This window comes from Streptomyces sp. NPDC059866 (assembly GCF_042731325.1).
Lineage (GTDB): Bacteria > Actinomycetota > Actinomycetes > Streptomycetales > Streptomycetaceae > Streptomyces > Streptomyces flavusporus.
The window spans coordinates 124,970-150,305 of sequence record NZ_JBHWJT010000020.1 but is presented as its reverse complement, the minus strand read 5'-3'; the positions used below and the strand labels follow the sequence as shown (position 1 = coordinate 150,305).

Here is a 25,336-nt window from a genome sequence, read left to right as displayed (position 1 = left end):
GCTCACAGGATTCCTCATTGCCCGGGCGCCCCGTCAGCCCTGTGGAAAACTCCGGGCGCGCGGGGCGCCGGATCGCTCAGTGCGCGGTCCAGCCGCCGTCGAGTCAGTGCGCGGTCCAGCCGCCGTCGAGGACGAGCGAGGTCCCGGTCATGAAGGACGCCTGCGGGCTGCACAGGTAGGCGACCGCCTCGGCGACCTCCTCCGGTTCGATGAGCCGTTTGAGTGCGCTGTCCTGCAGCAGCACCTCGGACAGGACCCGGTCCTCGGGCAGGCCGTGCGCCCGGCCCTGGTCCGCGAGTTGTTTCTCGACCAGGGGGGTGCGCACATAGGCGGGGTTCACACAGTTGGAGGTGACGCCGTGGGGTGCACCTTCCAGGGCGGCGGTCTTGGACAGCCCCTCCAGGCCGTGCTTGGCGGCCACGTAGGCCGCCTTGTAGGCCGAGGCACGCAGTCCGTGGACGGAAGAGATGTTCACGATGCGGCCCCAGCCCTGCCCGTACATGTGGGGCAGGGCGCCGCGGATGAGCCGGAACGGCGCCTCGAGCATCACGGTGAGCACGGTGTGGAACACGTCGGGCGGGAACTCCTCGATGGGCCGGACCAGTTGCAGCCCGGCGTTGTTGACGAGGACGTCGGTGCCCGCGGCCGCCTGTTCGGCGGCGTCCAGGTCGGTGAGGTCGAGGGCGTGCGGTTCGACGCTGCCCGGCAGGCCCGCCGCCTGCCCGGCGAGCGACTCCAGCCCCGTGTCGTCCCGGTCGACCGCTCTGACCTTGGCCCCGGCGGCCGCGAGCCGCAGCACACAGGCGCGGCCGATGCCACCGGCAGCTCCGGTGACCAGGGCCGTGCGGCCGCCGAGATCGAGCGAGGGGGCGTGGGGGCCGGGGAGGCTGTTGGGCAGGCTCATGGCTCGACCCTAGGCAGTTCGCGCACCCCGCCCCATGTGGTCAAAGCCCATACTTCATTCGAAACTCGTGGAGTCGAACCATGTGGGTTGGTCCGACAGGGCCTGCTTGATCCGCAGCTGCCCGAACTCGTTGAGCTGCGGCAGGGCGTCGATGTCGAACCAGCCGACGTCCAACGACTCGTCGTCGTTGACCCGCGCTTCGCCGCCGACGGCACGGCAGCGGAACGTGATGTCCATGTACTGGCACGTGTCGCCGTTGGTGTAGGTGACGGGCTTCAGCGCCTGCACCAGTACCACCCGCTCGGGCACGCAGTGCACGGCAGTCTCCTCGTGGACCTCCCGCACAGCGCAGGCCGCGGGCTGCTCCCCCGGGTCCGGGATGCCGCCGATCAGCGACCACATGCCGGTGTCGGAGCGGCGGCCCAGCAGCACTCTGCCGTCGTCGTCGAAGACGACGGCGGTGACCCCGGGGAGCCACAACAGCTGATGCCCGGCGGAAGCCCGCAGACTGCGGATGAAGTCAGGAGTAGCCATGGGCCGACCCTAACGGGAAGATCCTCCGGCCCCGGACCGCTTCCCGGGGCGGACGGCGGGCGTACGGCTACACGTCACCCGCGCGCCGCCCGCGCACACCGGCGGCGACGGCCCAGCCCAGGCCGCCCGCCGCGACGAGCACCAGGGCGATCTCCGGCAGGATGCCGAGCCGGGTTGCGGGCGTCTGGGAGGAGCGCAGCGGCACCTCCTGGACCAGCGAGTCCGCGACGAACATCCCGCTCTTCTGGGTGATCGTCCCGTCCGGCAGGATGATCGCGCTGACGCCGCTGGTGACCGGCACCGTGACGGTGCGGCTGTGCTCGACGGCGCGGATGCGCGACATGGCGAGCTGCTGGTAGGTCATCTCACTGCGGTCGAAGGTGGCGTTGTTGCTCGGCACGGAGATCATCTGCGCGCCGTCGGTGACGGTGTCGCGCACGGCCCAGTCGAAGGCCGCCTCGTAGCAGGTGGCGAGGCCGACCCTGACGCCGTCCAGCGTGAAGACGCCCGGCTCGCTGCCGCGGCTGAAGTCCTGGCGGACCATGCTGGTCCAGTCCTTGTTGATCGCGTCCAGCAGCGAGCGCAGCGGGAGGTACTCCCCGAACGGCTGGATCTGCCGTTTGTCGTAGGTGTCGAGCGGCCCCTTGTCCGGGTCCCACAGGATCTGCTCGTTGAGGAGCTTGCCGTCGCGCTCGACGACACCGCCGACCGAGATGGGCGCGCCGATCGCCTTGGCGGCGCTGTCGATGACGGCGTACGCGTCGGGGTTGGCGAAGGGGTCGATGTCGGAGGAGTTCTCCGGCCAGAGCACGAAGTCGGGCCGTGCCACCTTGCCCGCCTCGACCTCGGCGGCCAGGCGTTCGGTCTCGCGGGCGTGATGGTCGAGCACCGCCCGCCGCTGGGAGTTGAAGTCGAGCCCCGCGCGGGGCACGTTGCCCTGGATCACGGCGACGGTCGCGGTGCCGTCCTCGGCCTGGTCGCTGACCAGCGGCCGGGCGGCGAGCGCGCCCACCACCGGCACGGCCACGCCGAGCAGCGCGACGGTCGCGGCTCCCCGTCGTACCGCGCCCGTGCGCCGGCCCTCCGCCGTCAGGCGGACGATGTCGCACAGGCCGAAACCGCACAGGACGACCGCAAAGCCGAGTACCGGTGTGCCGCCGACCGCGGCGAGCGACAGGAAGACGCCGTCCGCCTGCCCGAAAGCGATCTTGCCCCAGGGGAAGCCGTGGAACGGCACGCGCGCGCGTGCCGCCTCACCGGCGATCCACACCGCGGCCGCCCACACCGGCCAACCGGGCAGCCTCGACACCGCTGCGACACCGACGCCGACCAGGGCGACGAAGACTGCCTCGATCGCGGCCAGGGCGAGCCAGGGGCCCGGCCCGACCTCCACGCCGGTCCACACCAGCAGCGGCAGCAGGAAGCCGAGGCCGAAGAGGTAGCCGAGGCCGAGCGCCGCCTTCCAGTTCCGGCCGCGCAGCACCCAGCCGAAGACGGCGAAGGCCGGCAGGGCCAGCCACCACAGGGTGCGCGGCGGGAAACTGACGTAGAGCAGCACTCCGGAGAGCGCCGCGGCGGCGGCCGGGACGAGGCGGCGCAGCAGGCGCGCGCCGCGCGACTCGGGCGCGGTCCGCGGTTGTACGCCGTCCGACTCGTCCACGGAGGTTGCGGTGACGGTCACTCCGGGAGTGTACGGCGGCCGGCTTCGAAGCCGAGAACGCGGTGGCCCGGCCTACGACGGCCTCCTCCCGCGCCGTTGCCGCATCGTTCCTGCACAACTCGGTACCAGTCATCCACAAACCGCCCATCAGCCGTTACCGTGTGCCCGGGCCCCGGGTCGTGAGACGGGACGGCTGGGGCCCGTCAGGTCGGGGGCGACCGGGTTCGGGGGGACGTGTGGGGTCCACGGGGATGGCGTCTGTGGCCGGTCCGGATGCGGACGGCGAAAGACGGAACGTTTCTGACGCGGTGGGCATGGTCGTGCTGGGGGCCTGCGCCGGCTGGTCGCTGATCACGGCAGCCGTGCACGACGGCCGCCCGGAAGGCGTGCTCCTCGCCGTACTGGCCGTCGCCGCCGGTTATGCCGCAGGACGCATCTGCGGGGCGCTTGCACCGGTCGCCGCTCCCTGCACCGGGGCACTGGCCGGACTCGGACTGACCCTCACCGTTCCGCACCTCGCCCCGGGGCCACAGCCCGGCGCGCCACTCGGCAACGCGGGCGCCACCGCCGCGCTGCTGGCCCTGTCCGTCGGCGCCGCCTGCTGTGCCGCCTGGTCCACCGCCGTACCGGCGATGCGGCTGGCCCTGCGGCTGCTGGCCGCCGGGATCACGCTGACCGCGGCCGCGCTCGGTTCGGTCATCGGCGTCGTGGCGTGTTCGGCGGTGTTGCTGGGCTCCCTCGCTGCGGGCCGGATGAACCACCGCGGCCTCGGCATCGCCGGCCTGGCCCTGGCGGCGGCGCTGGTGACCGCCGGGAGCTGGGCGGTCGCCGCAAACGTGCTCCCCGAAGGACTCGCCGCATCCGTGGAGGGCCCGCTGACCCGGCACCGGGTCGAGCTGTGGCAGGACGCGCTGGCCATGGCCCGTGGGGACGTGCTGGGGGTCGGCCCAGGGCGCTTCGGAGAACTCAGCCCCACCGTCGTCGGGTCGCCGCTGTCCGACGGCAAACCGCATTCCGCGCCCCTGCAGCAGGCCGCCGAACAGGGAGTCGTCGGGGTGGTTCTGCTGGCGGCGGCGTTCTGCTGGGTGCTGTACACCCTGTGGCGCACCGCGCGGCCCACGCCGGTCGTCCTCACCGCCGGCGCGGCGCTGACGGCACTCGCGGCCGTCGCCGCGGTCGGCAACGCGCTGAGCTTCACCGCGGTGTCGGCCGGGGCGGGGCTGCTCGCGGGCCTGGCCACGGCACGCCCGCTGGCCGAGGAGTCGCCACGCCGGGAGAGCGTCGCGCGGGGGGACCGTCCGGCGCCGTGACTCAGCGGGCCGGGCCGGGTGTGCCGGCCTGCAGGCGCGACTTGATGACCCGTACGGCCGCCTCCGCGTTGTCCACGGTGATCGTGAACGTATGGCCGTCCCAGAGCCGCAGCACCACGCCCTCCCCGCACCGTACGACGACCGCCGTACCCTTCTCGGGGCGCCAGCGATAGCCCCAGCCGCCCCACTGGCGGGGGGTGACGTACGGGGCGAACTCGGCACCGACGACCTGCGACAGGGGGATGCGGCGGCGTGGCACACCGATGTGGCCGCACCGCACTTCGAGGGACTCCTTGTCGACCTTCAGCGCGACGTGCACGAACGCGAGGGTGCCGAACAGCACCAGCAGTCCGGCCGCGATGCAGCCGACGACCGCCATGACGAGCGGGGCGATGCCGTCGGTCCACGTGGAGTCGACGGCGAGCTCGATACCCAGTGCCAGGCAGGCGGCGCCGCCCAGCGCCAGCAGCCACTGGACCCGGTTGGTGGCCCGGCAGGTCCAGACGTCGGGGTGCGAGCCGTGCTCGTGGTCCCTCATACCTACGAGGTTACTCAGGTTTCGCTGCGCGGGGAGGGTGTTGCACAGAGTGACTGGCCGGCGGGCGGCCCGGCGGGCCGAGGGATTCCGGTCAGTGACCGTGGGTCACCGGACGGGGCTGACCGCCGACAGGAGCCGGCCTTCCGCGTAGGCCAGGGCGGATGCGGGCAGCGGGCCCTCACGACCGCTCAGCAGCACCGTCACAGTGCCGCCGGGCTCGGCCGCGGGCTCCGGGCGCGACCCGATCCGGCGCAGGGCCTGAGCGGCCACGGCCCCCGCCGAACCGTGCAGAACGAGGGCCGGGGCGCCGGGGCGCTGCACGGCGGCACGGATGCGCTCGGCGACCAGCTCGTAGTGGGTGCAGCCCAGGACGACGGTGGTGACCTCGGCCGGGGTCAGCTCGGCGGCCGCGGCGACGGCGGCGTCGATGGCGGTCTCGTCCGCGCGCTCGACCGCTTCCGCGAGTCCCCAGCACGGCACTTCGGCGACCTCCACCCCGTCGGCGAAGTCCCGGATGAGTCCGCGCTGGTAGGGGCTGCCGGTGGTGGCGGGCGTGGCCCAGATCGCGACCGGGCCTCCGCCGGCCGCGGCCGGCTTGATCGCCGGGACCGTCCCGATGACCGGCAGCGCCGGTTCGAGGCGGGCGCGCAGGGCGGTCAGGGCGTGCACGGTGGCGGTGTTGCAGCCGACGATGAGGGCGTCGGGCCGGTGCGCGGCGGCCGCCTCGGCGACGGCCAGGGCGCGCGCGGTGAGGTCCTCCGGGGTGCGCGGTCCCCAGGGCATGCCCTCGGGGTCCAGGGAGAGCACGAGATCGGCGTCGGGGCGCAGGCGCCGTACCGCGACGGTGGCCGCCAGCAGGCCGATTCCGGAGTCCATGAGCGCGATCTTCACCCGGTCACGATAGACGATGGGCTCCTCCGGGCCGGTCGGGTGGGGCAGACTGCGCGGGTGAGCGCCATCGCGTGGACTGCCGCCGGATCACTCGTCGCCTGGCTGTGGCTGCTGCTCGGTCAGGGCTTCTTCTGGCGTACGGATGTCCGACTGCCGCCCCGGACGGAGCCCGCCGTGTGGCCGGACGTCTGTGTCGTCGTACCGGCGCGCGACGAGGCGGAGGTGCTGCCCGCCGGTCTGCCGTCGCTGCTCGCGCAGGACTATCCGGGGCGGGCGGAGGTCATCCTGGTGGACGACGGCAGCACGGACGGCACCGGTGAGCTGGCCCGCGCACTGGCACAACGGCACGGCGGGCTGCCGCTGACCGTGGACTCGCCGGGCGAGCCGCCCGCGGGCTGGACCGGCAAGCTGTGGGCGGTGCGGCACGGCATCGGCCTGGCACGCGCGCGTGGCCCCGAGTACCTGCTGCTGACGGACGCCGACATCGCCCACGCACCGGACAGTCTGCGGGCGCTGGTCGCGGCGGCCCGCACCGGAGGCTTCGACGTCGTCTCGCAGATGGCCCGGCTGCGGGTGGAGAGCCGGTGGGAACGGCTCGTGGTGCCGGCCTTCGTCTACTTCTTCGCGCAGCTGTATCCCTTCCGCCGGATCGGCAGGAAGGGTGCACGGACCTCCGCAGCGGCCGGCGGCTGCGTGTTGCTGCGCACCGAGGCCGCCGAGCGGGCGCGCATCCCGGACGCCATCCGGCACGCCGTCATCGACGACGTGGCGCTTGCGCGGGCCGTCCGGAGCATCGGCGGCCACCTGTGGCTGGGGCTCGCCGACCGGGTGGACAGCGTGCGCCCCTATCCGCGCCTGCACGATCTGTGGCGGATGGTCGCGCGCAGTGCCTACGCCCAACTGCGGCACAGTCCGCTGCTGCTGGCCGGGACCGTGGCGGGACTGACGGTGGTGTATCTGGTGCCGCCCGTGGCGCTGGTCGTCGGTGCGGCCGGCGGGGGTGCGGCCGCGGCGGTGCTGGGCGGCTCGGCCTGGCTGGTGATGACGGGCACGTACGTCCCGATGCTCCGCTATTACCGCCAGCCTCTGTGGCTCGCTCCTCTGTTGCCGTTCACCGCGTTCGTGTACCTCCTCATGACGGTCGACTCCGCGGTGCAGCACCACCGGGGGCGCGGTGCGGCCTGGAAGGGCCGCACCTACGCCCGTCCTGGCGCCATCCCCGACGAGGGGTGAGCGCCGGTGTCCCGCGGGCTCACTTCCGGCCCGGGGTCCAGTTCATGCCCCATCCGTAGGCGTGGTCGACGGTCCGCTGCGGGCTGACGCCGCGCTCAGGCACCAGATAGCGGGCCTCGCGCTGGACGACCAGATCCTGGCCGGTGTTGGTGATGAGCGCGAGGGCGCACACCGGGGACGGGACGGTGCACTCGTCCAGGGAGAAGTCGATCGGGGCGCCGTGCTGCGGCTGCAGGGTGACCGTGGCATGCAGGTCGGCGAAGGAGCGGGCGCCTTCGTAGATGGTGACGAAGACGAGGATGCGCCGGAACTTGTGCTTGTGGTCGAGGTTGACGGTGAGGTTCTCACCGCTCGCCACGGCTCCGGTGCGGTCGTCGCCGTCGAGGTGGATGTACGGCGGCTGGTGCAGCGCGCCGAAGGCGTTGCCGAGGGCCTGGACGACGCCCTTGCTGCCGTCGGTGAGTTCGTACAGGGCACACAGGTCGAGGTCCAGGTCGGAGTGCATCGCGACCGCCCGTCCGCGCTTGCTGCCCCACCCCGAGAACTGTTTGCGCACCTGCCAGTTGAGGTTCACGCGCAGGGCACCCGACGTTCCGCCCTGCTTGGTCAGCGACACGGACGGGGCTGCCTTGGTGAGCGTGACCTTGGTGAGCTGGACCGGCGGCGGGGCCGGCGCGGTGACGGGCGGCGCGGCCGGCGCAGGCGTGGGTGCAGTGACCGGAGGCGCGGTGGGTGCCGTGTGCTGCGGCTCGTCCACCGTGATCCCGAAGTCCGTGGCCAGGCCCTCCAGGCCGCTGCTGTAGCCCTGTCCCACCGCACGGAACTTCCAGGCGCCCTGGCGGCGGTAGAACTCGCCGAGCACGAAGGCCGTCTCGACCGTGGCTCCCTCGCTGTCGAACCGCGCCACCACCGTGCCCCGAGCGGCGTCCTTGACCTCGATGTACAGGCCGGGCACCTGGCCGAAGGCGCCGCCGTCCGCGGAGGCGGCGACCACCACGGTCTCGATCGCGGGCTCCATGCGCGCGAGGTCGACGAGGAGGGTGTCGGTCACCCCTCCGCCGGCCTCCCGCTTGCCCTCGTGCCGGAGCGCTCCGGAGGTGTGCTGCGGCTGGTTGTAGAACACGAAGTCCGCGTCGGAGCGCACCTTGCCACCGGCCAGCAGCAGGGCCGAGGCGTCGGTGTCGGGCACGCCCGGTCCGGAACGCCACCCGAGTTCCACCCGCAGTGCCGTCGTCGGCACCGGAACATTCGATCCTTTCGGCATTGACATGTCCGCCCCCATCACGTGTCACCGCGCCAAGGTCGCACCCCGGCAGCCATCGATTTTCTCTGTGCGCCACAACCTATTGCCACCGCCGACGAACGCCCATGCGCGCGTACGGAAAGACAAGTGGTCAACCGCCGGTAACCCCCTGGGAACTGAGCCTTTACACGATCCGAACGCCGCTCGGTGCCCCTTTTTCCCAAGTTCGCTCGCATTGGGGATCCCACGTCACCGCGGACACGGAAAACAACCCTCTTATCGGTCTCCCCAACCAGCACATCGTGGGCTTAACTTATGTGCCATGACCTCCCCCCGCTCCACCTATGGCGGCGGCTACTACTCCGCCTCCTTCCCGGACACCCCGATCTACGACTCGCTCGTGGCCGAGCGGGGCACCCCGCAGATCGCTCCGATCCGGGTCCCCGCCGTGTACGACACGCCGGGCAGCCACCTGCCCGCCCTCCCGTCGGCGCTGCCCGCCCTGCCGGCGGCCCCGTCCCAGCCCGCCTATGGCTACCCGCAGGCGCCGCAGCCCACGCCGCTGCAGCAGGCGCCCACGGCGTACATCCCGCAACAGGCCGCCGCGCCGCGCGGGTACCCCGGCCCGCAGCACCAGCAGCAGCGCCCCGCAGCGCCCGGCGGCACGGGTTACGAGGCGATGCGCCCCGCGGCCCCCCGGCCCGCCCCGGCTCAGTACCAGGACCCGTACAACAACCAGCAGTACCGCGGCTACTGAGCCCACCCCCGGGCTGTCGGTCTCGCCTGGCACGATGGCCCCATGGGGAACGTGGTACTGCAGTCGATTCATGTCCATCCGGTCAAGGCGTTCCGGGGTCTTGCGCCCCGGCAGGCCGTCGTGGAGCCCTGGGGGCTGGCCGGAGACCGACGCTGGGTGCTGATCGACGACGGGGGAAAGGTCGTCACGCAACGCCAGCAACCGCGCCTCGCGCTGGCCGCCGCCGAGCTCGTGCCCGGCGGCATCCGGCTGTCCGCACCCGGACTGGACCCGCTGACCGTGGCCGTCCCCGAGCCGGTCGGCACGCTCACGCTGCAGATCTTCCGCGACAAGGTGGAGGGCGTCCTCGCCGACGCCGCGGCGCACGCCTGGTGCAGTGAGTTCGTCGGTGCCGACGTCCGCCTCGTCCACATGGACGACCCCGCCGTACGCCGGCCCGTCGATCCGGACCACGCGCTGCCCGGCGAGACGGTCACGTTCGCCGACGGCTATCCGCTGCTCCTCACCTCTGCAGCCTCCCTCGACGCCCTCAACTCGCTGATCGCGCAGAACGGACTCGCCGACGAGGGCCCGCTGCCGATGAACCGGTTCCGGCCGAACGTGGTCGTCGCGGGCGCCGCCCCCTGGGCCGAGGACGCCTGGCGGCACATCGCCATCGGCGAGGTGACCTTCCGCGTCGCCAAGATGTGCGGGCGGTGCGTCGTCACCACGACCGACCAGTCCACCGCCGAGCGCGGCCGGGAGCCCCTGCACACCCTCGGACGGCACCGCCGCATCGGCGGCAAGCTGGTCTTCGGACAGAACCTCGTACCCCAGTCCGTGGGCACGATCAGGGTCGGTGACCCGGTCCGCATCATCGAATGAGTGACATGCGCCGGGACCCGCTGCCGGACGGGAACCCCGGGCCGGACCTGCGCGTTGAGCCGTCGTGAGAAGTTCATGAGAGGCCCCGGGCCCAGGTGATGTCGCTCTCTCTTTGCCCGGGCCCGCGGTGAACGGCTCCATCGGGGGGTTATCACGGAGCGGGAAGGGGGTGCGGGACGTGCGAGCTATCGGCGGCCTCTGGCGCTGGCGGCACAATCCGTTGCGCCGCACGACCGATCTGGTCGAGGCCTGGGTGGCCCTGGGCGCCCTGCTGGCCATCCTCCTCGTCGCACCCGTGATCGGCTCCCTCGTCGGCTCCGTCGCGCAGGACTCCATGCAGCGGTCCGTCCGGGAGCAGCGCCAGTCCCGTCATCTCGTGACGGCCACCGTCGTCCGCGAGTTGGAGCGCTCCCCCCTGGACCTCGACGCCGAGACCGCCTCGCGGGAGACCCGTACCCGCGTGCTCGCGCACTGGACCGCACCGGACGGCACCGACCACCGGGCACCGGTCATGACGCACCTCAGCACCCCCGAGCCCGGCGAACACTTCACGATGTGGACCGACGGGCACGGCCGCACCGTGGCCCGCCCGCTGGACCCGGCCACGGCGACGACACACGCCGTCCTCGCCGGGTTCGGCGCGGCCGTGCTCACCGCGGGCCTCGTCGAGGGTGTCAGACGGATGATCGTCTGGCACATGGTCCGTCGCCGGTACGCCCGTTGGGACCAGGCCTGGGACCGGGCGGGCCCGGACTGGGGCAGGACCGGCACCGGCAGCTGACGGCCTTCCGGCTCCGGTCAACCCGCCGTCCGTGCGCACGCTACGGTGGACCGGCCGAACTTCGGCATCAACCCGCGTGCGAGCGAGCCGTAGGGGCTGTGACGCCTCGCAGGCGAACGAGCCATCAGTACGACCGAGGTGGGGGCACAGCAACGCATGGCACAGGGCACGGTCCAGGTGACGCACACCGGCACATCGCGGTGGCGGCGCCGCACGGGTGAGTACGCATCGCTCGCCGCCGCCCTGGAGGCCGCGGCCGACGGTGACGTGCTCACCATCGCCCCCGGGACCTACCAGGAGAACCTCGTCGTGCAGCGGGCGGTGACCCTGCGCGGACCCGAGGGCTCGCCCGGCTCCGTGCGCATCGCGCCCGTCGACGGGGTGCCGCTGACCGTGCGCGCCGCGGCCGTGGTGCAGGACCTGCACGTGGAGGGGCAGGACGCGGCCGCGCCCGCGCTGCTCGTCGAGGAGGGCACGCCGCAGCTGACCGACGTGCGGGTCGTCACCCGGTCCGCCGCCGGGATCGAGGTGCGCGGCAGCGCACGCCCGACCGTGCGGCGGTGCACCGTCGACAATCCGGCGGGCATCGGCATCGCCGTCGTCGACGGCGGGGGCGGGGTGTTCGAGGACTGCGAGGTCGTCGCGGCCGGACAGGCCGGCGTCGCGGTGCGCGGCGGCGCCCGTCCGCGCCTGGAGCGCTGCCGAGTGCACCACGCCGCGGGTTCGGGTCTGACCGCGACCGGTGAGAACTCCGGGCTGGAGGCGGTGGGTTGCGAGGTGTACGAGGTCCGTGGCAGCGGCGTGCAGATCACCGGCCGGGCCACCGCGCACCTCACCGAATGCGATGTGCACCGCACCACCGCGGACGGCGTCACTCTCGACACCGACGCCGTGCTCACCCTCGCCGACTGCCGAATCCACGACATCCCCGAGAACGCGGTCGACCTGCGCTCCCGCTCCGTCCTCACGATGGCCCGCACCAGCGTGCGGCAGTTCGGCCGCAACGGCCTGTCGGTGTGGGATCCGGGCACACGCGTCGACGCCAACCAGTGCGAGATCTTCGACAGCACCGGCGACTACCCGGCCGTGTGGGTCAGCGACGGTGCGACGGTGGTGCTCGACTCCTGCCAGGTGCACGACGTGCCGGACGCGCTGTTCGTGCTCGACCGCGGCTCCCGTGCGGACGTCGTCGACAGCGACCTGTCCCAGGTGCGCAACACGGCGGTGTCCGTCAGCGACGGAGCGACGGCACAGCTCGACGACTGCCGCATCAAGGACGCCGCGACCGGCGCATGGTTCCGTGACCACGGCAGCGGCGGCACCCTCAGCAACTGCACGGTGGCCGGCACCCAGACCGGCGTGATCGTGACCAAGGGCGCCGACCCCACCATCGAGCGGTGCACGGTCGACTCCCCCGCGGAAGCGGGCTTCTATGTGTCGGCGGGCGGCCGCGGCAGCTTCCTGAACTGCCGGGTGCGGGGCAGCGGTGGCTACGGCTTCCATGTGATCGACGGGTGCCGTACGACGCTCAGGAAGTGCCGTACGGAGCGCTGCGCACGCGGGGGTTACGAGTTCGCGGACCCCGGTCCCGACGCGGGGTCCGGTGCGGGACCGGTCGTGGAGGACTGCACCAGCGACGAGAGCGCGAGCCTGCGCACGCCCGCCGCCCCAGGACCCCTCGTCCAGACGGCGAGTGAGCCGACGTCCCTGCTCGGCGCGATCCCCGGGCAGCGCACCACCGAGCAGGAGCCGCTCGTGGCGGCCACGCGGCCGGAGCAGTCGGCCCGGACCTCGAAGGCCGTGCTCGGTGAACTCGACGCGCTGGTGGGCCTGGAGAGCGTCAAGCGCGAGGTGCGGGCCCTCACCGACATGATCGAGGTGGGCCGGCGCCGGCAGCAGGCGGGCCTCAAGGCGGCGTCGGTCAAGCGGCACCTGGTCTTCACGGGTTCCCCCGGCACCGGCAAGACCACGGTCGCGCGGCTGTACGGCGAGATCCTCGCCTCGCTCGGCGTCCTGGACAAGGGCCACCTGGTCGAGGTGTCCCGCGTGGACCTGGTGGGCGAGCACATCGGCTCCACCGCCATCCGCACGCAGGAGGCATTCGAACGGGCCCGTGGCGGCGTGCTGTTCATCGACGAGGCGTACGCGCTGTCGCCGGAGGACGCGGGCCGTGACTTCGGCAAGGAGGCCATCGACACACTCGTGAAGCTGATGGAGGACCACCGGGACGCGGTGGTGGTGATCGTCGCGGGCTACACGGCCGAGATGGAACGGTTCCTGTCCGTCAACCCCGGTGTGGCATCCCGCTTCTCACGCACCATCACCTTCAGCGACTACGCCCCCGACGAGCTGCTGCGGATCGTGGAGCAGCAGGCGGACGAGCACGAGTACCGGCTGGCGCCGGGTGCGGCGGAGGCCGTACTGAAGTACTTCACCGCGATCCCGAAGGGCCCCGCCTTCGGCAACGGCCGTACCGCCCGGCAGACCTTCGAGGCGATGGTGGAGCGCCATGCGAGCCGGGTCGCCCAGCTCGACGAACCGAGCACGGACGACCTGACCCTGCTGTACGCGGAGGATCTGCCGGACCTGCTGTGACCGCCGGGCACACCACCTAGGAGCCGCCCTCCGGGCGCTGCGCCGGCACCTCCGGGCGCAGTCGGGCCAGCAGGCGGGCGCGTTCGGCGCCGAAGGCCGGGTCCGCCTGGTATTCGGAGTGGCCGAGGACGGGGGCGGGCAGCGGGTGAAGGTCGGTGCGGCCGTGGGCCAGCGGGTCCTGCAACGGCTCGCGGTCGACCTCGGGTTCGCTGTCGTCGGGCAGCCGGACGGGGCCGCCGATCGGGTCGGTGAGCCGGTACAGGTTGGCCCAGCAGTCGACGTCGTGGTGCAGGGCGGTGAGCGCGGCCGGGCCGAAGTGGGCGGGGAACCAGCGGCCGTACAGGCGCTCCAGCGGAGAGCCGTACGTCAGCAGGGCGACCCGCTTGCGCACGGTCGGGGTCAGCTGCCAGGCCGCGGCGGCGGCGAGGACGCTGCCCTGGGAGTGGCCGGAGATCACCAGGCGTCCGCCGGTGGTGCGCGTCCAGGTGGTGATCCGCCAGGTCAGGTCGGGCACGGCCCGCTCGGCGTAGCAGGGCGGGGCGAAGGGGTGCGCGGCGCGCGGCCAGAAGGTGCCGACGTCCCAGAGGATGCCGATGGTGCGCCGGGCGGAGGCGTCCTTGTAGGCGCGCCGGCCCCAGGTGACGAAGAGGATGAAGCCGAGCCCGATCAGCCAGGAGCCGAGGGCCTGGGCGGTCTCCGCGGCACCGTGGACGAAGGGGTGCGTGTGCTCGGCGGCCCGGCTCGGGGTCTGCTCCGTGGCCATGGCACCGACCAGAGCCCCGGTGCCCAGGAGCAGGCCGACGGTGGAGGTCGCGGCGACGAAGAGGGGCCCGCGGTCGGTGAGCGTGGCCATGGCGCGGGTGCGTGCGATCCGGCGGGTGCGGTCGGGGTCCTTGGACTCCCCCGGATAGGTGCGTTCCACCACGGCGCGCTCCGCGCGGGCCAGCCCCAGCGTGCGCCACGCCTGCCAGCCGCACAGGCCGAGCAGGACCACCAGCAGCGGCGGGATCACGGACGCCTGCCAGGTCAGCAGGACCGGCGCACCGGGGATGGCGGCCCGGGTGCCGTCCAGCCAGTCGGCCACCCGCTGGGACACGCCGCCGGACATCACGGCGCCGAGGGCGCAGGCCAGCATCGCGACGGCGGGCCCGGCCAGGCCGCGCATCGCGGCACGCGGGTCGGGAGCGCTGCGGTGGAGGAGGTGGGCGACCACGCCGAGGACGATCACCAGCAGGCCCTGTACGAGGGCGATGCCGCCGAAGGTCGCATCGCCCGGCAGCCGACCGTCGGATTCCCACTCAGGGCGCTCCCACCCCGCGTAGACCAGGCTGAGGGCGAACAGGGCGAGGGCGCCGAGCGGGAGGTGTCGTACGAGGGGCGCATCGAGTCCCTGGTCGAGGTGCTGCTCGCTGCGGCCCCGTCGGCAGACCGCCCACACGACGAGGGCCGCGCCGATCACCAGTGCCGTCTCCAGCAGCCGTCCCAGCGTCTCCAGGACGGTCGGTCCGCCGGGTTCGCGGTCGTACCGGGCGGCGGCGCCGGCGACCGCGGCGGCCACCGTGAGCAGGCCCGCGGCGGTGTGCGCGCCGCGCAGCCGGGCGACCAGGCGCCGGCCGTACCAGAAGCCGGGGCGGCCCAGTGAGGTGCGGCCGGTGTCCTCCTCGTCCTCGGGGGTGCGCGACAGCGGCTGCTCGGACTCGTACGCGGCCCAGGTCCGCAGGGAGAGGTACCACAGCAGGCCGACCAGGGCGGCGGGCACCAGGGACGCCAGGGCGAGCCTGCGGCCCGGCGGGCTCCACCAGCCGCCGTCGGACTCCGTGGGCGACAGGAAGCCCAGCCAGGAATGCCGCTCGGCGCAGGAGTGCGTGCCCGCGCACTGCCAGGCGGTCAGGTCCAGGGCGACCTCGCAGGCGGCCGCGACGAGCAGCACCGTCAGGGTCAGTCCCACGAGTCGGACCAGCAGCCCGTAGAGCCGCACGGTCCGGACGCGGCCCCGCGCGGTCGGGCGCATCCAGTGCGCGAGGTTGGCCACCATGAACGGCAGTAACAGCAGCCACAGGGCGCGGGCGCTGTTGCCGGAGGTGAGGTTGGACCAGACGTACGCCTCGGGCACCGGCCGTCCGGCGGCATGGCCGGCCCGTTCGTCCGGCTCGGCGGTGTCGGTGCGGGTCTCGACCTCGACGTCGTCGGCGCGCCGGAAGACGGCCGCGGTGTCGTCGCCGGAGATCCGCACCGTGCGCGGGTCGTCCAGCATGTGCTCGGGTGTGGCACCGCCCACCCCGTGGACCAGCAGTTCCAGGGCGGCCCCGGCATGATCGGGCCGCTCGGCGGACCCGGTCGTCCCGTCGCTCCACGCACGTTCCTGCGCACGTTCCACTTCTTGCACTTCCCCCGTGACCTGCCGTTGGCATCTGTCGGTGCGGGCTCAAGGATCTCCGCTGGACGCCCCGCCCACACCTCTCCTCACCGAATCTCCCCGATCCGTGTGACAGACAGGCAAAGGATGGCAAAGGATGAAAGGACAAGGCCATGAGTGGCATGTTCGCGTCGGGGCAGCCGGTGGCGTGTCCCGGGCCGACCCGTGGGAATATGGGACGCCAACGCACCGGGGCAGGGAGAATGTCCTTGTCGGAGCGGGTGCGAGGGCATGTCGGACGGGCTTGAGGAAAGGACCGGAGCGTACGTGAGTGAGAATCAGAACCTCCTCGCGGAGCAGCGGCGCGCCCTGATCCTGGACGAGGTGCGGCGCCGCGGCGGCGTCCGCGTCAACGAGCTGACCCGCAAGCTCGGCGTGTCGGACATGACGGTCCGCCGCGATCTCGACGCGCTGGCCCGCCAGGGCGTTCTGGAGAAGGTCCACGGCGGCGCGGTCCCGGTGGCGGAGGCGAGCACACACGAGCCGGGCTTCGAGGCCAAGTCGGGGCTGGAGCTCACCGCCAAGGAGGACATCGCCAAGGCCGCGGCGCAGCTGGTCGCGCCGGGCTCGGCGATCGCACTGTCGGGCGGTACGACGACGTATGCGCTGGCGCACCACCTGATCGAGGTGGCCGATCTCACCGTCGTCACCAACTCGGTGCGGGTCGCCGATGTCTTCCACGCGGCGCAGCGCTCCTCGGGCCAGCGCCAGGGCGCGGCCACGGTGGTGCTGACGGGCGGCGTGCGCACCCCGTCCGACTCGCTGGTGGGGCCGGTGGCCGACCAGGCGATCGCGACGCTCCACTTCGACGTGCTGTTCCTCGGAGTGCACGGGATATCGATGGAGGCCGGCCTGTCGACGCCGAACCTCGCGGAGGCGGAGACCAACCGGCGCCTGGTGCAGTCGGCGCGGCGGGTCGTGGTGGTCGCCGACCACACCAAGTGGGGCACGGTGGGCCTGAGTTCCTTCGCCACGCTGGAGCAGGTCGACACGCTGGTCACCGACTCGGGGCTGCCCGCCGATGCCCGGGCCGAGATCTCCGAGCATCTGCGGCACCTGGTGGTGGCGGGCGAGGAGGAGGACGCGGAAGACCTCTGACGGGCCGCCAGCTATGGTGGGCTGCCCTGTCCCCGCCCGCCGTACAGGGGGTTTCGCATGGCTCGCCGTCTGCGTCCGGTGGAGGCCGACTTCGTCCGGGCCGCGCCCGTACGGCTGGTCTTCGCCCGCGAGATCACCGCTCCCCCTCAGACGGTCTTCCGTGCGCTCGCCGAGGACGTGCCCGGCTGGACGCAGTGGTTCTCGGCAGTGACGCTGGCCCGGCCCACCGACGACGGCGCCGGACGGGAGATCCGGCTCAAGGGTGGTACGCGGTTCGCGGAGACGATCCTGGTGGCCAAGGAGCCCGAGGTGTACGCGTACCGCGTCGACGAGACCAACACGCCGGGGGCCCGTGCGCTCGTCGAGGAGTGGCGGCTCACGCCGGCCGGTGCCGGCACGCGCGTGCAGTGGACGTTCGCCGCCGACGGGACGCCGGTGTTCCGCCTCGTGCTCGGGCTGGCGCGGGCGGGCCTGGGGCGCGCGTTCAAGGACGCCGTGACGGCGCTGGACCGGCGGCTCGCACGGTGAGCGCTCAGTCCGGCCAGCGGCCCGTGGCGAGCAGTGTCCCGATCGCCGCCGTGTACGGCGTGATGTCCAGGCCCTGCTCGGCGAGCCAGGTGTCCGAGTAGTACTTGTCCAGGTAGCGGTCCCCGGGGTCACACAGCAGGGTGACCACGCTGCCCGTACGCCCGTCCGCCACCATCTCGGCGACGATCTTCAGGGCGCTCCACAGACCGGTGCCGGTCGAGCCGCCCGCCCTGCGGCCGATGGCCTGCTCCAGGGCGCGCACGGCGGCGACGCCGGCCGCGTCGGGCACCTTCATCATCCGGTCGATGGCGCCGGGCACGAAGCTCGGTTCCATACGTGGCCTGCCGATGCCCTCGATGCGGGAGCCGGAGTCGCAGGTGACGTCCGGATCGCCGGTGGTCCAGCCCTCGAAGAAGCACGAGTTCTCCGGGTCGGCGACGCACACGCGCGTGTCGTGCTGCATGTAGTGGATGTAGCGCGCGATGGTCGCGGAGGTGCCGCCGGTGCCGGCCGTGGCGACGATCCACGCGGGCTGCGGGAACCGCTCCAACTCCAGCTGGCGGAAGATGGATTCGGCGATGTTGTTGTTTCCGCGCCAGTCCGTGGCCCGTTCCGCGTAGGTGAACTGGTCCATGTAGTGGCCGCCCGTGTCGGCCGCGAGGCGGGCGGACTCCTCGTACATCGTGCGCGGGTCGTCCACGAAATGGCACTGCCCGCCGTGGAACTCGATCAGGCGGCACTTCTCGGCGCTCGTCGTGCGGGGCATGACGGCGATGAAGGGCACGCCGATCAGCTTCGCGAAGTACGCCTCGGAGACCGCCGTGGAGCCGCTGGAGGCCTCGATCACCGGGCGGCCCGGCCGGATCCAGCCATTGCACAGGCCGTAGAGGAAGAGCGAGCGGGCGAGCCGGTGCTTCAGGCTGCCGGTGGGATGGGTCGACTCGTCCTTGAGGTACAGGTCGATGCCCCAGTGGTCCGGCAGCGGGAACCGGAGGAGGTGGGTGTCGGCAGAACGGTTGGCGTCGGCCTGCACCTTGCGGACGGCCTCTTTCAGCCAGCCGCGGTAGACCGTGTCGCTGTGGTCGACGTCGAGGGTGGCGCCGGTCCTGGTCTGCTGGGGGGTGGTCACGGCGGGGCTCCTTAGGGCCTGTCCGGCGGGTGGCGCGGCCGGTACACCGATCATAAACAGGCTTCCGCACGCTTCTCACCTGCATAAACGCATCTTTGAGCAGCTCAAAGACACCCCTGGGGGCGCGGCGGACCGTTGCGCGCCACCCCCGGCGGAAGCCCTCGGGGGCGCATTCGCGCGAGTGCTCCGGGTGGCCTATGCCCGGGTGACGTGCGCACTGGTGCGCGACTTCGGTGACGGGCAGACTGCACCGCGCGGGACGAAAACGCCGGGCAGGAAGCCACGCGCGAGGAGGGGGCAGGAGGGCATGGCGGAGCCGGAGTTCACGGCCATGGGGGTGCGGATCGGTAAGGGCCTGCGCTCCCTCACCCGGGCCGGGCAGGTCCGGATCAGCGACGGCAGGCTGGAGTTGCTCACCAGTTACGGAAGCGAGATCGACAGCGCACCGGTGCAGGCGGTGCGGGCGTCGAAGCCCTGGTTCGCCTCCGGGGCACGCGCGCTGGCCGACCTCAACGGCAAGCGCTACTCACTGACGTTGGGCGAGCACGACCCCGCACCGGGCGAGCCGGGACCGCCCGCGGCACGCCGCTTCATCGAGGCCGTACGCAGGGCGGCACGCCGTGACGGCTGAGCGCCGCCGGGGCGGGGCGGCCCGGCGGGGGTGACGGTGGGTGGCCGAGCCGCGGTGGCGCCGGGCGAGCGAGGCGAGGGGGCGCAGGGCGGCCGAGCCGCGGTGGCCCTCGGTGGCCGGCCGGCGGCGGTGGGCCGTGGGGGGGCCCCACAGACGTGAGCCGTGACAGCCCTGCCCGCCTGAGTCGTGCAGGCCACGTCGACGTGAGCCGTGCAGACCGATCGGACGAGCCATGGCCGCCACGCAGCCGCGAGTTGCGCGGCTGGACCCCCTGCGTCACTCTGGTCTCACGTCACTCTGGGTTTACCGGCGATAACGCTGCGAACCAGCCGCCGGCCACGACAGCAGGCGGCAGTTTCACGCAGGCGCGCTGCTGGATCCGAACTCCGTGTTCTTCCGGACCTCACGTCGGGGAGTCGCAGCCGTGATCAGTCACCCACGCAGGCACTGCACGGTGGAGCTCCAAGCCCTGCCGTCGCGGATCGGCCAGGTCCGCAGAATCGTATCTGCGCAGTTGCGCTACTGGCATCTGGATGCCCTGATAGACCGAGCGGCGCTCGGTGTGACCGAACTGCTCTCGAACGTCCACCGGCATGCCCAACCCGACAAGACGTGCACCGTGGAGATCGAGCTGCTGCTCGACCGGCTCATGGTCTCGGTGCGCGACCGCGACCCCCGCCTCCCGGTGGTGGCGGACGCGGATCCGCTGGCCACCTGCGGGCGCGGTCTCGCGATGGTGGCGGCGATGAGCGAGAGCTGGGGGGTGCGGCCCGACGGTGACCAGGGCAAGGTCGTCTGGTTCACGCTGCCGACGGCCTCGCCCGCGGTGAAGGCACCCCCACGCCCGGCCCGCCGCACGGCCTCGGAGCCCGCACCCGGGTTCGTGGAGGCCGAACCCGTCGGCCGTACGCCCGGACACGCTCCCGCCCGGTCGGCCGTTGTCGGCTGACCGGGCGGTGAGAGGGCCTCGGCGAAGTCACCGCAGGACCGAGGCCCGTCACTCCGCCGCGATGGCGCGCAGCACGTTCAGTCGGGCCGCACGCCGGGCCGGCCGCAGGCCCGCGAGCGCCCCGGCCGCGAGGCCCACCAACGCGACAACCGCAAGCTGCACCGGCGGCATCGCGAAGGCGAAGGCGCTGTCGCTCGCACTGTCGGAGGCCGTCACCAGCACCCAGCCGAGGAAGGCGCCGAGGCCGAGCCCGCCCGCTGTGCCGAAGGCGGCGACCAGGACGGATTCCCAGCGGACCATGGCCCGTAGCTGGGGACGTGTCTGGCCGACGGCCCGCAGCAGGCCCAGTTCGCGGGTGCGTTCGTGGATCGCCAGCGTCAGCGTGTTGGCGATGCCGAGGAGGGCGATGAGCACCGCGAGGGCGAGCAGCGCGTAGACGAGGGTGAGCATCATGTCGATGCCGCCGGCCGACGACTGCGCGTACTCGTCACGGGTCTGGACGTCGGGGTTGCCGTACCGGGCCGCGACCCGCTCCACCGCCGCCTTGCCCGCGTCCGTGCTCACGCCGTCCTTGAAGGAGACCGCGACGAGCGTGTCGGAGTCCTGGATGCGGTGCGGCGCCCAGGCGGCGCGGGTGACGACGTAGTCCCCCGCGAGTTCGGACTGCCCGTACACCGCGCGGACGGTGAAGGTCTCGCTCCGGCCGTCGGTGAAGGTGAGCCGGGCCGTGTCGCCGAGGGTGAGGTCCTGCTTGTCGGCCTCCTTCTCGGTGATCGCGATGCCGTCGGTGCCGAGGGCGTCCAGGGAGCCCCGCACGGCGCCGAGGTCGAAGGTGCGCTCCAGGGCGGCGGGGTCGGTGACGGTCAGCGCCCGCCCCTGTCCGTCGACCTCGGCGACGCCGCTGCCGAGGCCCACGGCCGTGTCCACCTCGGGGAGTTGCCCGATCGCGCCGGCCAGCTCCGGGCTGAGCCCGCTGCCGCCCCCGCCGAACGACGGGGTGCTGATCGCCACATCGCCGGCGAAGGACCGCGACACCGTCTGGTCCATCGTCGCCTTCAGGGACGCTCCGAACACGGTGAACAGCGACACGACGGCGACACCGATCATCAGCGCGCTCGCCGTGGCGGCCGTCCGCTTCGGGCTGCGCAGGGCGTTGCGCCGGGCGAGGCCGCCGGTGACGCCGCGCAGCCGGTCGAGGGGGCCGCCCAGGACCCGTACGGCGGTGGTGGAGGCGACCGGGCCGAGGACCACGAAGGAGACCAGGGCCAGAACGGCACCGCTGCCCGCCAGCCACACGGACGGCGACACCAGGACACCGGTGAGTGTCAGTGCCACCGCGAGGGCGGCGATCCCCGTGCCGGTGACGGCGCGGAGGCGGGAGGCACCGGAGGAGTCGACGGCGGTCTCACGCAGCGCGGCCAGGGGTGCGGTGCGGCCGGCGCGCACGGCGGGCAGCAGCGCCGAGGCCAGGCAGACCACGATCCCGACGGCGAGTGGGAGGGCCAGGGAGAGCGTCTTGATCACCAGTTGGCCCTCGGGGAAGGGGAATCCGATGGCCGGGAACAGCGCCTGCAACCCTGCGGCGATCCCGATGCCGCCCGTGAGACCGGCGGCCGACGCGGTCACGGCCACGGCGCTCGCCTCGACGAGGGTCGACGCGGTGACCTGCCGGCGGGAGGCGCCGAGCGCCCGCAACAGGGCGTTCTCGCGGGTTCGTTGGGCCACGACGATCGCGAAGGTGTTGTGGATGGAGAAGGTCGCGACCAGCATGGCGACACCGGAGAACACCAGCAGAAAAGTCGTGAAGACGGTCAGGAACTGGCTGGAGATCATCTCGGTGTTCTCCTCGGCCGACTCCTGACCGGTCAGGGCCTCGATCCCCTTGGGGAGCACGGGAGTCAGCCGGTCGACCAGTTCCTGCTCGCCGACTCCGGGACCGGCCCGCACCAGGATGCTCGCCGCCTCGCCCGGTCGTGCGGTGAGGTACCTCTCCGCGTCGGCCTGCGTCATGCCGGTGAAGGTCACCTGCGCCATGCCGTCCTCGCCGCCGAAGGTCGCCAGGCCGACGATCGTCACCTGGACCGGTTCCGGGGTGCGCAGGGTCGTGGTGTCTCCGATCTTCAGGTCGCCCCGCTCGGCCGTGCCACGGTTGACCACCACCTCGCCGTGCTTCTCCGGGGCGCGGCCTGCGGCGAGTTCGTACGGGTTGAGCTGAGGGTCGCTGATCCAGTTGCCGGCGAGGGTGGGAGGGCCCTGCCCGCCGATGGGCTCGCCGTCCGCGCCGAGGAGCTGGCCCGCGCCCTCGATGTTCGGCACGGCGGCCGCGACGCCGGGAACCCGCTCGAGCGGCCGCACCAGATCGGCGTCGACCGGTCGGCGCACGCCCTGGCTCTCGCCGGGCGTGGTGATGGCGTCGGCGCTGCGGACGACGGCGTCCGTGCCGCTGGTCGCATTGCCGAACATCGAGTCGAAGCCGGCCCGCAGCGTGTCGCCCATGACAAGCGTCCCGCCGAGGAAGGCGACGCCGAGGAACACCGCGAGGAACGTCCCGGCGAAGCGGCGCTTGTGGGCGCGCAGCGAGGACACACTCAGGCGTACGGAGGCGTTCATGACGGCACCTCGAAGGCTTTCATGCGGTCCAGGACCTTGTCGGCGGTCGGGGATTCCATCCGGTCGACCAGGCGTCCGTCGGCGAGGAAGACGACCTCGTCGGCGTGGGCGGCGGCGACCGGGTCGTGGGTGACCATGACGACCGTGCGGTCCGTCTGGCGCACGGCCCGGCCGAGCAGCCCCAGCACCTCCTCGCCGGAGCGGGAGTCGAGGTTGCCGGTCGGCTCGTCGGCGAACACGACGTCCGGGCGTCCGGCGAACGCGCGGGCCACCGCGACGCGTTGCTGCTGTCCGCCGGAGAGTTCGGCGGGCCGGTGGTGGAGCCGGCCGCGCAGGCCGACCACGTCGACCAGTGCGTCGATCCACTCGGTGTCGCCCCGGCTGCCCGCGAGGTCCAGCGGCAGCCTGATGTTCTCGGCGACGGTCAGCGTGGGCACCAGGTTGAACGCCTGGAAGACAAAGCCGACGCGGTCGCGGCGCAGCAGGGTCAGGCGGCGGTCGTCGAGGGAGCCCAGTTCGGTGTCGCCGATGTGGGCGCTGCCCGAGGTGAGCGTGTCGAGGCCGGCCGCGCAGTGCATCAGGGTGGACTTGCCGGAGCCCGAGGGCCCCATGATCGCGGTGAAACGGCCGGCCGGAAAGCCGACGCTCACGCCGTCCAGAGCCCGCACCTCGGTGTCACCGACGCCGTAGACCTTCACGGCGTCGGCGACCCGGGCGGCCGTCCGGGTGGCGGTCGTCGTCATGCCACGCCGCCCTTGCCCGTACGGCCGAACTGCTCGTCCAGGACGGACAGCCGGCGCCAGTACTCGTCCTCGTCGATCTCGCCGGAGGCGAAGCGGCGGCCGAGGACGGCGATGGGCGAGTCACCGGTCGGGCGGCTGTCGTCCACGCCGCGCCACGGTGCGCGGCGGCCACGCCAGGCGGTACGGCGTAGAACGGTGACGGCGCCGGCGATCACTGCCGCCCAGATCAGCGGGAAGAGAAGGATCCACGGGCCGGGGCCGCCGTCCCAGTGTGCGAGGGTCTGCATCTCGAGTCATCTCCAGTCGTCTCAGCGGGTCTTTCGTCGATGTCTCGAGACTCGCGCCGCAGGGGGTTCCGGGTCGTCGTACGGCCAGCGGCAGTGCGGGTACCTCGCGAGGAGTACGCAGGGCCGGTTTTGCTGCTCCAGAGGGTTCGATTTCTGTAACTACTAGTATGTACAGTGATGGCATGAGCACCTCGGACCGACTGATCGAGTCCACCCGGGAACTGCTGTGGGAGCGCGGCTATGTGGGCACCAGCCCCAGAGCCATCCTGGAGCGCGCGGGCGCCGGGCAGGGCAGCATGTACCACCACTTCAAGGGGAAGCCGGATCTCGCCCTGGCCGCGATCCGGCGGACCGCCGAGGAGATGCGGGCTACCGCCGCGGGAGTACTCGACGGTCCGGGAACGCCGTACGAGCGCATCGAGGCGTATCTGCGGCGCGAGCGCGATGTGCTGCGCGGCTGTCCGATCGGGCGGCTGACGATGGACCCGGACGTCATCGCGGACGACGACCTGCGGGCGCCCGTCGACGAGACGATCGACTGGCTGCGTGAACGGCTCGCCGGGATCGTCGAGGAGGGCAAGGAGCAGGGCCAGTTCGCGCCCGGGCTCGACGGTGAGTCGATCGCGGCGACGATCGTCGCAACCGTCCAGGGCGGCTACGTCCTCGCCCGCGCGTCCGGTTCGCCCGCCGCCTTCGATGCGGGCGTCCGGGGTCTGCTCTCCCTTCTCTCACCCCGCTGAGAAGGCGGCTCTCTCACCGCGCCAGGAAGGCGGCCCGATGCACGCGATGCAGTACGAACTCACTCTGCCCGCCGACTACGACATGAAGATCATCCGCCGGCGCGTCGCGCGCAAGGGGCACCTGCTCGACAAGTGGCAGGGCCTGGGCTTCAAGACGTATCTGATGCGCGAGCGAGGTGTGCACGGATCGCCGGTCAACCAGTACGCGCCGTTCTATCTCTGGAACACCGTGGCGGGCATGAACTCCTTCCTCTGGGGAGGCCCCTTCCAAGGGATCGCCGACGACTTCGGGCGGCCGTCGGTCCGGCAGTGGACCGGGCTGGCGTACGAGGAGGGCGGCGCCGCCCACTCCTTCGCGCGGACAGCGGTGCGGCGGCGCCAACGGGTTCCGACCGACGGACTGTTGAGCGAGGTCATGGCGGAGGCGGTGCGGGAGACCGGGCGGCTGGCCGGCAAGGACGGTGCGGTGCTGGCGGCGGCCGCCGTGGACACAGGTCACTGGGAGCTCGTCCACTTCTCTCTGTGGGAACACGACACGCCCAAGACCGAGGGCGATGTGTTCGAGGTGCTGCACATGTCCGCGCCGGGACGCGATCGGCTGGCCCGATCATGTTGATCTCTGACCCAACGGCCACTTTCGGCCATGACGACCATGCAGAGAATGGGAGGTGACAGGCCGCCATGGTCTGCGGAGGTGACGAAAGGCAAGGACATGGCACTGGAGATGCGCGATCGCTGTGAGCGCTGCGAGACGGCGGCGCTGCCGCTCGACGCGCCCGCCCGCATCTGCTCGTACGAGTGCACCTTCTGTGTGCCGTGCAGCGAAGCGATGCGGGACGTCTGTCCCAACTGCGGTGGCGAGCTGGTCCCCAGACCTCGCCGTTCCTGACAAGGA

General features: G+C 72.5%; 24 protein-coding genes. 13 read left to right on the top strand and 11 right to left on the bottom strand.

Going from position 1 to position 25,336, the window contains the following annotated elements:
• Positions 1-103 precede the first annotated feature (103 nt).
• The 3 genes from ACFV7R_RS29525 to lnt form a co-directional block, all read right to left on the bottom strand.
• Entirely contained in the window at positions 104-904 is an 801-nt protein-coding gene (locus ACFV7R_RS29525; protein WP_385268790.1) for a 3-hydroxybutyrate dehydrogenase, read from the bottom strand.
• Between the two features lie 54 nt (positions 905-958).
• Positions 959-1,438 (bottom strand): NUDIX domain-containing protein, encoded by a 480-nt coding sequence (locus ACFV7R_RS29520; RefSeq protein WP_129797583.1) that lies wholly within the window; start codon positions 1,436-1,438, stop codon positions 959-961.
• Between the two features lie 67 nt (positions 1,439-1,505).
• Positions 1,506-3,119: an apolipoprotein N-acyltransferase gene (lnt, locus tag ACFV7R_RS29515; protein WP_385268788.1), complete on the bottom strand. Its 1,614-nt coding sequence runs from the start codon at positions 3,117-3,119 to the stop codon at positions 1,506-1,508.
• Positions 3,120-3,412: 293 nt separating this feature from the next.
• On the opposite strand from lnt, the gene ACFV7R_RS29510 reads away from it, so the two are divergent.
• Complete coding sequence (locus tag ACFV7R_RS29510) at positions 3,413-4,408, top strand: O-antigen ligase family protein (RefSeq protein ID WP_385268786.1); 996 nt, start codon at positions 3,413-3,415, stop codon at positions 4,406-4,408.
• 1 nt (position 4,409) lies between these two features.
• Here the strand turns inward: ACFV7R_RS29510 and ACFV7R_RS29505 are convergent, their stop codons facing one another.
• Both ACFV7R_RS29505 and ACFV7R_RS29500 read right to left on the bottom strand, forming a co-directional pair.
• On the bottom strand, positions 4,410-4,946 hold the full coding sequence (locus ACFV7R_RS29505) for a hypothetical protein (RefSeq protein WP_385268784.1): 537 nt from the start codon (positions 4,944-4,946) through the stop codon (positions 4,410-4,412).
• 105 nt (positions 4,947-5,051) lie between these two features.
• A complete protein-coding gene (locus ACFV7R_RS29500) occupies positions 5,052-5,837 on the bottom strand; it encodes a glutamate racemase (protein WP_385268782.1) in 786 nt (261 codons plus the stop codon).
• A gap of 57 nt (positions 5,838-5,894) precedes the next feature.
• Here ACFV7R_RS29500 and ACFV7R_RS29495 point away from each other — a divergent pair, with 57 nt between their 5' ends.
• Positions 5,895-7,070, top strand: a complete 1,176-nt coding sequence (locus ACFV7R_RS29495) for a glycosyltransferase (RefSeq protein ID WP_385268780.1) — start codon at positions 5,895-5,897, stop codon at positions 7,068-7,070.
• A gap of 19 nt (positions 7,071-7,089) precedes the next feature.
• On the opposite strand, the gene ACFV7R_RS29490 is transcribed toward ACFV7R_RS29495, so the two are convergent.
• The gene (locus ACFV7R_RS29490; RefSeq protein ID WP_385268881.1) at positions 7,090-8,334 is read right to left on the bottom strand and encodes a TerD family protein; all 1,245 of its coding nucleotides are present in this window, start codon (positions 8,332-8,334) and stop codon (positions 7,090-7,092) included.
• A gap of 301 nt (positions 8,335-8,635) precedes the next feature.
• Between ACFV7R_RS29490 and ACFV7R_RS29485 the strand changes: the two genes are divergently transcribed.
• From ACFV7R_RS29485 to ACFV7R_RS29470, 4 genes are all read left to right on the top strand, one after another.
• Positions 8,636-9,070, top strand: a complete 435-nt coding sequence (locus ACFV7R_RS29485) for a DUF6643 family protein (RefSeq protein ID WP_385268778.1) — start codon at positions 8,636-8,638, stop codon at positions 9,068-9,070.
• A gap of 42 nt (positions 9,071-9,112) precedes the next feature.
• Positions 9,113-9,934 carry an MOSC domain-containing protein gene (locus tag ACFV7R_RS29480; RefSeq protein ID WP_385268776.1) on the top strand — a complete coding sequence of 274 codons (822 nt, stop codon included), beginning with the start codon at positions 9,113-9,115 and terminating at the stop codon, positions 9,932-9,934.
• A 178-nt stretch (positions 9,935-10,112) separates the two neighbouring features.
• The gene (locus ACFV7R_RS29475) at positions 10,113-10,715 is read left to right on the top strand and encodes a hypothetical protein (RefSeq protein ID WP_385268774.1); all 603 of its coding nucleotides are present in this window, start codon (positions 10,113-10,115) and stop codon (positions 10,713-10,715) included.
• 156 nt (positions 10,716-10,871) lie between these two features.
• Complete coding sequence (locus ACFV7R_RS29470) at positions 10,872-13,310, top strand: right-handed parallel beta-helix repeat-containing protein (RefSeq protein WP_385268772.1); 2,439 nt, start codon at positions 10,872-10,874, stop codon at positions 13,308-13,310.
• A gap of 16 nt (positions 13,311-13,326) precedes the next feature.
• On the opposite strand, the gene ACFV7R_RS29465 is transcribed toward ACFV7R_RS29470, so the two are convergent.
• Complete coding sequence (locus tag ACFV7R_RS29465; protein ID WP_385268770.1) at positions 13,327-15,687, bottom strand: hypothetical protein; 2,361 nt, start codon at positions 15,685-15,687, stop codon at positions 13,327-13,329.
• Between the two features lie 306 nt (positions 15,688-15,993).
• Between ACFV7R_RS29465 and ACFV7R_RS29460 the strand changes: the two genes are divergently transcribed.
• Positions 15,994-16,824 (top strand): DeoR/GlpR family DNA-binding transcription regulator, encoded by an 831-nt coding sequence (locus tag ACFV7R_RS29460; RefSeq protein ID WP_129797566.1) that lies wholly within the window; start codon positions 15,994-15,996, stop codon positions 16,822-16,824.
• A gap of 57 nt (positions 16,825-16,881) precedes the next feature.
• Positions 16,882-17,352, top strand: coding sequence for an SRPBCC family protein (locus ACFV7R_RS29455; RefSeq protein WP_385268768.1), 471 nt, complete (start codon positions 16,882-16,884; stop codon positions 17,350-17,352).
• Between the two features lie 4 nt (positions 17,353-17,356).
• Here the strand turns inward: ACFV7R_RS29455 and ACFV7R_RS29450 are convergent, their stop codons facing one another.
• Positions 17,357-18,481: a PLP-dependent cysteine synthase family protein gene (locus ACFV7R_RS29450; protein WP_385268766.1), complete on the bottom strand. Its 1,125-nt coding sequence runs from the start codon at positions 18,479-18,481 to the stop codon at positions 17,357-17,359.
• A 307-nt stretch (positions 18,482-18,788) separates the two neighbouring features.
• On the opposite strand from ACFV7R_RS29450, the gene ACFV7R_RS29445 reads away from it, so the two are divergent.
• Together ACFV7R_RS29445 and ACFV7R_RS29440 are read left to right on the top strand one after the other, a co-directional pair.
• Complete coding sequence (locus tag ACFV7R_RS29445; protein WP_129796417.1) at positions 18,789-19,112, top strand: hypothetical protein; 324 nt, start codon at positions 18,789-18,791, stop codon at positions 19,110-19,112.
• A 424-nt stretch (positions 19,113-19,536) separates the two neighbouring features.
• Positions 19,537-20,061, top strand: coding sequence for an ATP-binding protein (locus ACFV7R_RS29440; protein WP_385268764.1), 525 nt, complete (start codon positions 19,537-19,539; stop codon positions 20,059-20,061).
• A gap of 48 nt (positions 20,062-20,109) precedes the next feature.
• Here ACFV7R_RS29440 and ACFV7R_RS29435 read toward each other — a convergent pair whose 3' ends face one another.
• Genes ACFV7R_RS29435 through ACFV7R_RS29425 form a run of 3 tightly spaced genes read right to left on the bottom strand, consistent with a single transcriptional unit; the run spans position 20,110 to position 23,701 of the window.
• The gene (locus ACFV7R_RS29435) at positions 20,110-22,671 is read right to left on the bottom strand and encodes an ABC transporter permease (RefSeq protein WP_385268762.1); all 2,562 of its coding nucleotides are present in this window, start codon (positions 22,669-22,671) and stop codon (positions 20,110-20,112) included.
• Entirely contained in the window at positions 22,668-23,414 is a 747-nt protein-coding gene (locus tag ACFV7R_RS29430) for an ABC transporter ATP-binding protein (RefSeq protein ID WP_385268760.1), read from the bottom strand. Before ACFV7R_RS29430 ends, ACFV7R_RS29435 begins: the two co-directional genes overlap by 4 nt.
• The gene (locus ACFV7R_RS29425; RefSeq protein WP_385268758.1) at positions 23,411-23,701 is read right to left on the bottom strand and encodes an SHOCT domain-containing protein; all 291 of its coding nucleotides are present in this window, start codon (positions 23,699-23,701) and stop codon (positions 23,411-23,413) included. The genes ACFV7R_RS29430 and ACFV7R_RS29425 overlap by 4 nt, the downstream gene beginning before the upstream one ends.
• A gap of 167 nt (positions 23,702-23,868) precedes the next feature.
• Between ACFV7R_RS29425 and ACFV7R_RS29420 the strand changes: the two genes are divergently transcribed.
• From ACFV7R_RS29420 to ACFV7R_RS29410, 3 genes are all read left to right on the top strand, one after another.
• On the top strand, positions 23,869-24,441 hold the full coding sequence (locus ACFV7R_RS29420; RefSeq protein ID WP_385268756.1) for a TetR/AcrR family transcriptional regulator: 573 nt from the start codon (positions 23,869-23,871) through the stop codon (positions 24,439-24,441).
• Positions 24,442-24,478: 37 nt separating this feature from the next.
• A complete protein-coding gene (locus tag ACFV7R_RS29415) occupies positions 24,479-25,057 on the top strand; it encodes a DUF4865 family protein (RefSeq protein ID WP_385268754.1) in 579 nt (192 codons plus the stop codon).
• Between the two features lie 96 nt (positions 25,058-25,153).
• Entirely contained in the window at positions 25,154-25,330 is a 177-nt protein-coding gene (locus ACFV7R_RS29410; protein WP_129798371.1) for a DUF1272 domain-containing protein, read from the top strand.
• Positions 25,331-25,336 lie beyond the last annotated feature (6 nt).